This window comes from Actinomadura sp. 6N118, from assembly GCF_044326415.1.
GTDB lineage: Bacteria > Actinomycetota > Actinomycetes > Streptosporangiales > Streptosporangiaceae > Spirillospora.
On the sequence record NZ_JBIRAZ010000002.1, the window covers coordinates 242,805 to 252,798 of the forward strand.

Here is a 9,994-nt window from a genome sequence, read left to right on the forward strand (position 1 = left end):
AGGAGGCTTCGCCATGCGTTCTGTGGCGTTCGCGGTCGTCGCCGCCCTCGTCCTGATCGTGGCGGCGCCCCCGGTGGCGGCCGCCCCCTCGCCTTCCGCGCGCCGGGTGAAATGTGCCAAGCCGGCCACCGAGCGGGTCCAGGAGACGCCCTGGGCACAGGAAGCGCTCGCCGCGAACCGGGCATGGAATCTCAGCCGCGGAGACGGGATCGTCGTGGCCGTCCTCGGAACCGGTGTGGACGGACGGGTACCGCAGCTGGCGGGAAACGTGCTCCCCGGGCGTGACGTGTCCACCCCGGGCGGGGGCCGTGCGGACCGTGACTGCGCCGGGACGGGCACCTTCGCCGCGGGCCTCGTCGCGGCCCGGCCGCTCACCGGCGTCGCGTTCGCGGGCGTCGCGCCCGGCGCCACCGTCCTGCCCGTCAAGGTCGTCAAGGACGGTGAGAAGGCGACCGCCGCCACGCTGGCGGCGGGGATCGAGGCCGCCCTCGCGGGCGGTGCGAAGGTCATCTCCGTGGCGGTGCCGCCGGTGGCGGGCGACGCTCGGCTGGCACGGGCGGTGGCGGGCGCGGTCGCACGGGACGTGCTGGTCGTCGCTCCCGTCCCGGACGGGAGCGGCACACCTGCGCTCGACCCGGACGCGCCGCCGGAGATCCACCCTGCCGCCTATCCGGGGGTGCTGACGGTCGCCGCCACCGGCCGGGACGGCCTCGCGGTGGACACCGGGCGGACCGCGGTGTCCACCGGCGGACGGGCCGGCCGGTCCGGGATCCGCGTCCAGCTCGCCGCGCCCGGTCAGGACCTGGTGAGCCTCGGCACGCGCGGCCCCGGGCAGCTGGCCGGCTCCGGCGCGGAGTTCGCGGCGGCCTACGTCGCCGGCACGGCCGCGCTCGTGCGCGGCTACCACGGCGGCCTCAGCGCGACCGCGGCCAGGCAACGGCTGTTCGCGACCGCGAGCCGTCCCAGCTCGGGCGGACCCGATCCGGCGGTGGGGTGGGGCGTGGTCAACCCGGGTGACGCGGTGAGCGCGGTCATCCCGGGAACGGCCGAGCGAGGCGGAACCCCTCCGGCGGTCGGCCTGCCGGGAGAGCGGCTGAAGGACGAACGCGCGGCTCGCCACGCCGTGCTGATGCTCATGCTGGTCTGCGGCGCGGTGCTCGTCGTCGGCGTGTCCGCCGCCGTCATCCGGGCCGGGCGCGGCCGCGGCTGGCGGGCCGGGGACGCCGGCGGCCGATCGTGAAGACGGTGAACCGCGGCGCCCGAGCCGCGTATTCCCGAGTGTTCCCCCTCAGATCCGCCACCCCCGGCGTGTCTGTCCCGTCTGCCGTCCGAGTGGGGTTGGGCTGATGTCGGTACTGGTCGTCGCGCCGGAACATCCGCACTGTTACGCGAGCGTCGCCGAGGCGGTCGCCATGGCGCCCGACGGCGGCGTCGTCCGGGTCTCGCCGGGCCGGTACCGGGAGACCGTCGTCGCGGGCCGCGGCGTGACGATCGTCGCGGACGGCGGGCTCGGCGCGGTCGAGCTGGAGGGGCCCGAGGGCGGCAGCGCGGTGGTGGTCGCGGCGGAACGTGTCGTGCTGGAGGGGCTCGTCCTGCGCGGCTCGGCCGAGAACCCGGCGGTGGACGTGCCGATCGGCTCCGGGACGCTGCGCGACTGCACGGTCATCGGCGAGTCCTGGACAGCGGTGCTGGTGCGCGGGCAGGCCGAGCTGCGCATGGCGGACTGCCGGGTGACCAACCCCGGCGGCGCGGGCGTCGTCGCGATCGACTCCGGCGGGGGCCTGCTGGAGCGCGTGCTGATCGAGGAGGTCGGCAGCTCCGCCGTCGTCCTCGGCGACCGCACCGACCTCACCGTGCGCGGATGCCGGATGCGCTCCGCGCGCGGCAACGGCGTCTGCGTGATGGGCAGTGCCCGGGGCCGCGTCGAGGAGTGCGACATCTCTGAGGCGGACCGGCCCGCGATCGCCCTCGAACAGCAGAGCGCCACCGTCATCACCCGGTGCTTCGTCCACGACACCGGCGACATCGGGGTGTACATCGCCAGCAGTGGCGCGCCCGTCCTGGAGGACTGCCGGCTGACCGCCACGGGCGGGCACGCGGTGGTGCTCGGCTCGGGTACCGACCCCACGCTGCGCGGGCTGCGGATCGAACGCCCCGGCGGGCACGGCGTGCACGTCACCGACCGGTCGCGCGGCACCTTCGAGGATCTGGAGGTGGCCGGCTCGGACGGCGCCGCGATCTGGGTGGACGGCGGTGCGGAGCCGTACTTCGGCGACGTCAGGGTCCGCGAGAGCGCGGACGTGGCGGTGGCGGTGCTGGACGACTCCGGTGGTGAGTTCGTCCGGCTCGCTGTGGACGACTGCGCCTCGTACGGCATCGGCATCAAGAGCGGCGCCAACCCGATGGTGCGGCGGAGCACCGTGCGCGGCTGCGGCGGTCACGGCGTGGTGGTCGTGGACGGTGGCCGGGGCCAGTTCGAGGACTGCGAGATCGGCGGGAACGAGGGCACCGGCATGGTCGTCGGCGTGCGGGCCCGTCCCCAGGTGAGCGGGACCAGCTTCACCCGGGGCGGCGGCCCGGCCGTCGAGGTCGCCGAGGGCGGCGCGGTCGAGCTGCGCGAGTGCGACCTGTCGGCCAAGGCGGGGCTGGTCGTGGCCGAAGGGGGCGAGGCCGCGCTGACCCGCTGCCGGGTGCACGACTGCGACGACGCGGGCCTGCGGTTCGGGCCGCGTTCGCGGGGAGCGGTCACCGAGACCGAGGTGTTCGACAACCACGCGGACGGCGTCGTGGTGGACGCGGCCGACGGGGTGACGATCACCGGTCTCACCGTCCGCGACAACGCCGGTTCCGGGTTGTGCCAGACCTCGCCCGAGGCGACGCTCAGCGTGGACCGGCTGACCAGCAGGGGCAACGGCCGTCCGGACGCCTACGGCACCGCGTCGGCCGGAGCCGAGCCCGTCGCGAGCGGCGCCCCGGCCGCCGAAGCCGCCGAGGCGGCCGGCACCGACACCGACCCCGAGACGCTGGCCGCGCTCCGCGCAGAGCTGGCCGGGCTCGTCGGCCTGGAGGGGGTCAAGCGCGAGGTCTCGACCCTCATCAGCCTGATCAATCTGGCCCGTCGGCGGGAGGAGATCGGCCTGCCTGTGCCGCCCATGAGCCGCCACTTGATCTTCGCGGGCGCGCCCGGCACCGGCAAGACCACTGTCGCCCGCCTGTACGGCCGGATCCTCAAGGCCCTGGGGATGTTGCGGAAGGGACATGTCGTGGAGGTCGCCCGGGCGGACCTGGTCGCCGCGGTCGTCGGCGGCACCGCGCTGAAGACCACCGAGGTGGTGCGGAGCGCGCTCGGCGGGGTGCTGTTCATCGACGAGGCCTACTCGTTGTCGGCCCAGGGCACAGGCGGCTCCGGCCCGGACTTCGGACGCGAGGCGATCGACACCCTCGTCAAGCTGATGGAGGACCATCGCGACGACCTGGTCGTGGTCGCCGCCGGATACTCGCACGACATGCGGCGGTTCCTGGAGAGCAACCCCGGCCTGGCGTCCCGGTTCAGCCGGACCGTCGAGTTCGAGAGCTACTCCGGCGCGGAACTGGTGACGATCGTCGAGGCGCTGTGCGACAAACACCGGTTCGAGCTGGACGAGGACGCGCGGCTGCTGCTGCTCGACCGGTTCGACGGCATGAACCGCGACGAGTCGTTCGGCAACGCGCGCGCCGCCCGCAAGTCGTTCGAGGAGATGGTGGACCGGCAGGCGCGGCGGCTGGCCGAGACCACCGACCTCAGCCCCGGCGACCTGACCCGGCTGCTGGCCGAGGACGTCGGCGATGCCGCCGGAACGGGCGTCTCGGCGGAGGCCCGCGCGCAGGGCGCGGACCTGGAGCCGCTGCTGGAACGGCTGGCGGGCATGGTCGGCCTCGCCCAGGTCAAGCAGGAGGTCACCGGCCTGGTGGACCTGCTGTCCACCGCGCGGCGCCGCCGGGCCGCGGGGCTGCCGGCCCCCTCGATGAGCAGGCACCTGGTCTTCTCCGGCCCGCCCGGCACCGGCAAGACGACGGTCGCGCGGCTGTACGGGCAGTTGCTCGCCGCGCTCGGCGTGCTGACCAGCGGGCACGTCATCGAGGTCGCCCGCGCCGACCTGGTGGGCCAGTACCGCGGGGAGACCGCGATCAAGACCACGGACGTGTTCGGCCGGGCACGCGGCGGGGTGTTGTTCATCGACGAGGCCTACACCCTCACCCCCAAGGGCGCCGACGAGGCCGACTTCGGCCGCGAGGCCGTGGACACGCTGGTGAAGCTCATGGAGGACCACCGCGACGAGACCGTCGTCATCGTCGCCGGATACACCGACCGGATGGCGCGCTTCCTGGACTCGAACCCGGGCCTGGGATCACGGTTCACCCACCGCATCGAGTTCCCCGACTACAGCGCCGAGGAGATGGTCACCATCACCCAGCAGCACGCGGTGGCCAGCGGCTACGAGCTCGCACCGCAGACCGTGCGGGCCCTGCTCGGGCACTACGTGCGGCTGCCGGTCGACGAGCCGCACGGCAACGGCCGCCATTGCCGCCAACTGCTGGAGAAAATGGTCGCCCGGCATGCCTCACGGACGAGCCGAATCGCCGATCCGTCTCCGGAGGATCTTCGGGTGCTCCTGGCCGAGGACGTGCCTGATTGATCGCCCGAAAATCGAACGAAACACGCGCGACTCGTCGTACACCGAAGTGCAGAGGCATTGGTCGACGGCCGTCAATTCGACGGCGCCGGGAGGATGCTCAGGATGTTGGGAATGAAGGAAATTCAATGGGCACGGCTCGGTCTGGTGCTCTTCTCTCTGGTGTTCTCCGGGGCCGCGGCCGTCACGACCGCCGCTCCGGCGACGGCGATCGCCGTGCCGGGCGTGGCCGAGGACGTGAAGTACTACGTGGTCGCCGAGCCGCGCGACGGGCAGGAGCCGGAGTTCCTGTTCGACATCGCCCGCCGCACGTTGCGCAACGGTGACCGGGCGAAGGAGATCTTCGAGCTGAACAAGGGCAGGCCGCAACCCGGCGGCGGACGGATGACCGATCCGGCCACCATCCGGCCCGGCTGGATCCTGCGGCTTCCCGCCGACGCCTTGGGCCCCGGCGTCCGGGTCGGGCCGCTGCCGCGCCCGGGGCAGCGCGCGCCCGCCGCACCGGCCGCACCCGCCGCGGGGGAGCCGCGGTCCGGCGGCTTGGGCGGATTCGGCGTGACCACGCCCGCGCTCGCCGCCGGGGGGCTCGTCGGGATCGTGTTCTTCGTCGGCGGCATCACCTTCCTGCGGGCGAAGAAACGTGCCACCGCCGAGCCTGAGAATGATTGGCGTCCGGAGGAGCAGGAATTCACCGGACTCGAATATGAAGCGCCGGAATATGAAGCTCCGGAATATGAAGCGCCGAAAACGGTGCACCCAGGAAACGCCGACGAGAGCTTCTGGGGCCCTGAAACCGAAGAGCCGGAGGAAAAGAAGCGACGCTTTCTCCGCCGCCGCCACAAGCGCGGGGACGATTTCGACGACGAAGAGGACGTCACCGGCTTCTGGCCGCCCGAGCTGGGGCAGGAGGAGGAGCCACCGATTCCTAAGCCCACCCCTGCGCCACCGGCGCCACCTGCGCCATCGGCACCCATGACACCTGCGGCACCCATGACACCTGTGGGGCCCGTGGCACCGCACGTTCCTGACATGCCGCCCGCGCCGCCAGGATTCGGCCCGTTCGCCGGGCCACCCGCCGCGAGCGCACCCACCGTGAGCCCACCCGTCGCCGGCCCACCTGCCGCGAGCCCGCCAAACCCGGTCGCGAGCCCGGTCGCCACGGGGCCGCGGACGCACGAGTACGAGGTGGGGTTCGGCGACGACCTGGTCATACTCGCCGTGGACGGGGACCAGTCCGCCACCGCATGGCGCCCGTTGCCGCACGATGTGCCCAACGGGCAGGTCGTGGTGTGCGTGGGCGCGGCACCCCGGGGCTGCCTGTTCCTCGACCTCGCGAACGCTCCGGGCACGATCGGCATCCGGGGACCCGTGGACGCCGCGTGCCGCCTGGCGGAGGCGCTGGTCTACCAGCTCTCCACCGATATCGTGCACGCCTCGGTCGCCCTGGTCGGCAACGTTCTCCCAGACGTGGTCGAGGGCCCGCGGGTGCGCCGGGTACCGGGGCTGAGCGCGCTGGCGGTCGGCAACGACGAGACCGATCTGGTGGTGGCCGTCCTGCCGGAGGGGCGGCACGCTGACGAGCTCGTCCCGTCGGGCGGTCCGCGCATCATCACGCTTCGCCTCGGTGGCACCGGCGACGGATGGCGACTGACCATCGTTCCCGGCCGCGGCTCCCGTGCCTGGTCCACCCCGGATCTCGAAGGGGCGCACGCGTGACGTCCCCACACCCACCGCAGGTCATCGACCTGCGGGCCGACGAGTCCGACGAGTCCGCCGAGAACCTCCCGCGGACCGCCGTCTTCGTGGACCCGCGCGGCCGCCGCGCCGTCGCGGTGCGGGTGCTGGCCTCCCTGACCATGCTCGCGGCGGCCGGAGCGCTGGCGGCGCTCGCCGCCGGGGCCGCTCCGGACACGGCGGTGGACACCCTGGTGTTCAGCGCGCCGGGCCGGTGAGCGCCCACCGGCGCGGTGCGGGGGCGGTGTCCTGGGTCGCGCTCGGGCTGGTGACCCTGCTGCTGGTCGCCGTCCTCGGAGTACGGGAGCTGACGCTCAGCCGGGTGACCGACGTTCCCCCGCCCGCCGTTACCGAGGTGGGCGCCTCCGCCCGGCGCCTCGGCCCGCTGCTGGACGCCACGCGGGTCCCGCCGCGCGCGATCCCGGCCAGACCGGGCACCGTCGCGCTCACCTTCGACGGCGGGCCTGATCCCGCCTGGACGCCGAAGCTCCTGGACGTGTTGCGAGCCAAGGGGGTGCCTGCCACGTTCTTCACGGTCGGGGCACGTGCCGTCCGGCACACCGACCTGCTGCGGCGCATGACCGCCGAGGGGCACGAGATCGGCATCGGCTCGTTCACCGGCGGTGAGCTGGGCACGGTGCCCGCATGGCGCGCCACCGCCGAACTGGCCGCCGCGCACCGCGTGGTGCGGGCCGCGACCGGTCGCACGGTGCCGCTGGTGCGCCCGCCCGGGACGAGCACGACCGCCGCGCTGAGCGCGGCCGACCTCGAAGCGATCCGCCGCGCAGGCCGGTCGGGCCACCATGTCGTGCTCGCCGACCGCGACGCCGACGCCGCGCCGGGCGTCACCGCCGCGCAGATCGTGCGGAACCTCACCACCGGTGCCGCCGCGACGACGTCCGGTGCGGGGCTGGTGGTGAAGCTGCGTGACGGGGGACGGGACCGTTCCCAGACGCTCGCCGCGCTGCCCGCTCTCATCGACGCGCTGAGCACGGCCGGATTCCGGTTCGCCACGGTGTCCGCCGCCACCGGGCAGCCGGTCGCGGCCGCGCCGGTGGGCTGGGACGCGGGGCGGGCCGGCGGCCTCGCGCTGATCGTGGCCGCCAGGGTCGCGGACTTGCTGGTGGCCGTGGTCGCCGTCCTCTATCCCGTCCTGCTCGGCGTCACGTTGCTGCGCGTCATCGCGTTGCTGGTGACGGCCGTCCGCCACAAGCGCGTACGGCGAGGCTGGGGCCCGGAGGTGCGCGATCCCGTGACGGTGGTGGTACCCGCCTACAACGAAGAGGTCGGCATCGCCTCGACGATCAGGTCGCTGCGTGCCTCCGACCATCCGGAGGTGGAGATCCTCGTCCTGGACGACGGTTCGACCGATCGAACCGCCGAGGTGGTCGAGGAGCTGATCGCCGAGGGCGGGCCGCACCGGGTGCGGTTGATGCGGCAGCGCAACGCCGGGAAGCCCGCCGCGATCAACGCCGGGCTCAGGGCCGCGTCACACGACCTGATCGTGCTGGTCGACGGGGACACGGTGGTGGAGGCGAGCACCGTCCGCGAGCTGGTGCAGCCGTTCTCCGACCCGGCCATCGGCGGGGTCGCGGGGAACGCCAAGGTCGCCAACCGGGGCGGGCTGCTCGGGCGCTGCCAGCACATCGAGTACGTCACCGGGTGCAGCCTGGACCGCCGCATGTACGACCTGCTGAGCTGCGTGCCGACCGTGCCCGGCGCGGTGGGCGCGTACCGCCGCAAGGCGATCGAGGACGCGGGCGGCGTGCCCGCCGACACCCTCGCCGAGGACACCGACCTCACCATCGTCGTGGGGCGGGTCGGATGGCGGCTGGTGTACGCCGAGCGGGCGCGGGCCTGGACTGAGGTGCCGAGCGGGCTGCGGCAGTTCTGGCTGCAGCGCCTACGGTGGAGCTACGGAACGCTGCAGGCCCTCTGGAAACATCGCGCCGTCTTCGGCCGCCGGGGCCGGTTCACCCTGTTCGGCACGGTCGGGATGCCGTACCTGCTGCTCACCCATCTGGTGGTCCCGCTGCTGTCACCGCTGGCCGACGTACTGGTGCTGTTCGAACTGCTGCACCTGCGGCCCTGGCGTGCACTGGTGTTGTTCGCGGTGTTCCTCGCCCTGCAACTGGTCACCTCGCTGGTGGCGTTCCGGCTGGACGGGGAGCGGCTGCGGGTGCTCTGGATGGTTCCGGTCCAGCAGCTGGTCTACCGGCAGGTGATGTTCCTGGTGACGTTGCACTCGCTGCTGTACGTGGCGCTGGGTGTCCCGTTGCGATGGCACAAGCTGCACCGCGTCGGGATCTCCGACCCGCGTTCGCCCTCCACCGCGTCACCCTCCACCGTGTCACCCTCCGCCGCGTCACCCCCATGACGGCGCGCAAGGGATCGTCCGTCCGGTGGCGATCCCTTGCGTGTTCGGCGCCTGCTCTTGCCGCTGCCGGGGCCCGTTCTGGACGATGCAGGCGGTGCCGCGGAGAGGGGAATCATGACCGAGGCGTTGCCGCAAGTGATCCACTTGTCCGGGCCGTTGCACGTGCCTCTCGCCCACGTCACGCGGGGACCCCTCGTCGAGTCGGTGCACCATGGGTCCGTCGTCGTCCTGGACGCCGACGGACGGCTGGAATTTGTGGCCGGCGACCCGGATGCGCCGTTCTACCCGCGGTCGGCGCTCAAGCCGCTCCAGGCCGTGGGCATGCTCCGCGCCGGGCTCGACTTGCACGGCGGGCTTCTGGCGTTGAGCGCGGCGAGCCACTCGGCCGAGAAGCGCCACCTCGACGGCGTCCTGAGCATCCTCGGCGGGGCCGGGCTGAGCCTGGCCGATCTCCGCAACCCGGCCGACTTCCCGGTCGACCCGGTGGAACGTGCCCACTGGATCGCGGGCAGGCGGAAACCGGCCCCGGTCGCCCATAACTGTTCCGGCAAGCACGCCGCGATGTTGCGGACGGCGCGCAACCGCGACTGGCCCACCTCCGGCTACCTGGCGGCGGGGCATCCGGTGCAGAGCAGGATCGAGGCCGCCATCACCGACCTCACCGGGACACGGCCGGCCCATGTCACGGTGGACGGCTGCGGTGCGCCCCTGTTCGCGGTCTCACTGGTCGCGCTGACCCGGGCGATGGCGCGCATCGCGACCGCCAGGCCCGGGACGCATGAGGCGCGGCTCGCCGAGGCGATGCGCGCGTACCCGGACATGCTCGCGGGCACCCGGCGGGACGTGGCCGACCTGGTCCGCGCGGTGCCCGGGCTCATTGTCAAGGACGGCTTCGAGGCCGTCCAGGTCGCCGCGCTGCCGGACGGCCGGGCCGTCGGCGTGAAGATCGCCGACGGGTCGGACCGGGCCCGCATGCCCGTCACGGCGGCGGCGCTGGCCATCGCCGGAGTCGACACCGCGACGCTCGCGCCCTTCCTCTCCGCGCCGGTACTCGGCGGCGGCATGGTCGTCGGCGGAGTACGGCTCGCCGGGGCCATGGTGAACCGCGCCGCGACGGTCGGGCTCCTCCTCTAACGCGCCCTTCCTCGGCCGTCCGCGGCCGTCCCGGCTGCTCATGAACCGCCCCCTCGTTGATCGCGTAACCCCTGCC

General features: G+C 73.5%; 6 protein-coding genes. All 6 read left to right on the forward strand.

Annotated features, from left to right (window positions below):
* Positions 1–13: 13 nt before the first annotated feature.
* The 6 genes from ACH34W_RS05020 to ACH34W_RS05045 all read left to right on the forward strand — a co-directional run bounded on the left by ACH34W_RS05020 (position 14) and on the right by ACH34W_RS05045 (position 9,918).
* On the forward strand, positions 14–1,240 hold the full coding sequence (locus ACH34W_RS05020) for a S8 family serine peptidase (RefSeq protein WP_395959504.1): 1,227 nt from the start codon (positions 14–16) through the stop codon (positions 1,238–1,240).
* Positions 1,241–1,346: 106 nt separating this feature from the next.
* A complete protein-coding gene (locus tag ACH34W_RS05025; protein ID WP_395959505.1) occupies positions 1,347–4,676 on the forward strand; it encodes a right-handed parallel beta-helix repeat-containing protein in 3,330 nt (1,109 codons plus the stop codon).
* A gap of 111 nt (positions 4,677–4,787) precedes the next feature.
* Positions 4,788–6,389: a LysM peptidoglycan-binding domain-containing protein gene (locus ACH34W_RS05030; protein WP_395959506.1), complete on the forward strand. Its 1,602-nt coding sequence runs from the start codon at positions 4,788–4,790 to the stop codon at positions 6,387–6,389.
* Positions 6,386–6,625, forward strand: a complete 240-nt coding sequence (locus ACH34W_RS05035) for a hypothetical protein (protein ID WP_395959507.1) — start codon at positions 6,386–6,388, stop codon at positions 6,623–6,625. The genes ACH34W_RS05030 and ACH34W_RS05035 overlap by 4 nt, the downstream gene beginning before the upstream one ends.
* Positions 6,626–6,651: 26 nt before the next feature.
* Positions 6,652–8,784 carry a bifunctional polysaccharide deacetylase/glycosyltransferase family 2 protein gene (locus tag ACH34W_RS05040; protein ID WP_395959508.1) on the forward strand — a complete coding sequence of 711 codons (2,133 nt, stop codon included), beginning with the start codon at positions 6,652–6,654 and terminating at the stop codon, positions 8,782–8,784.
* Between the two features lie 114 nt (positions 8,785–8,898).
* A complete protein-coding gene (locus ACH34W_RS05045) occupies positions 8,899–9,918 on the forward strand; it encodes an asparaginase (protein ID WP_395959509.1) in 1,020 nt (339 codons plus the stop codon).
* Positions 9,919–9,994: the final 76 nt, after the last annotated feature.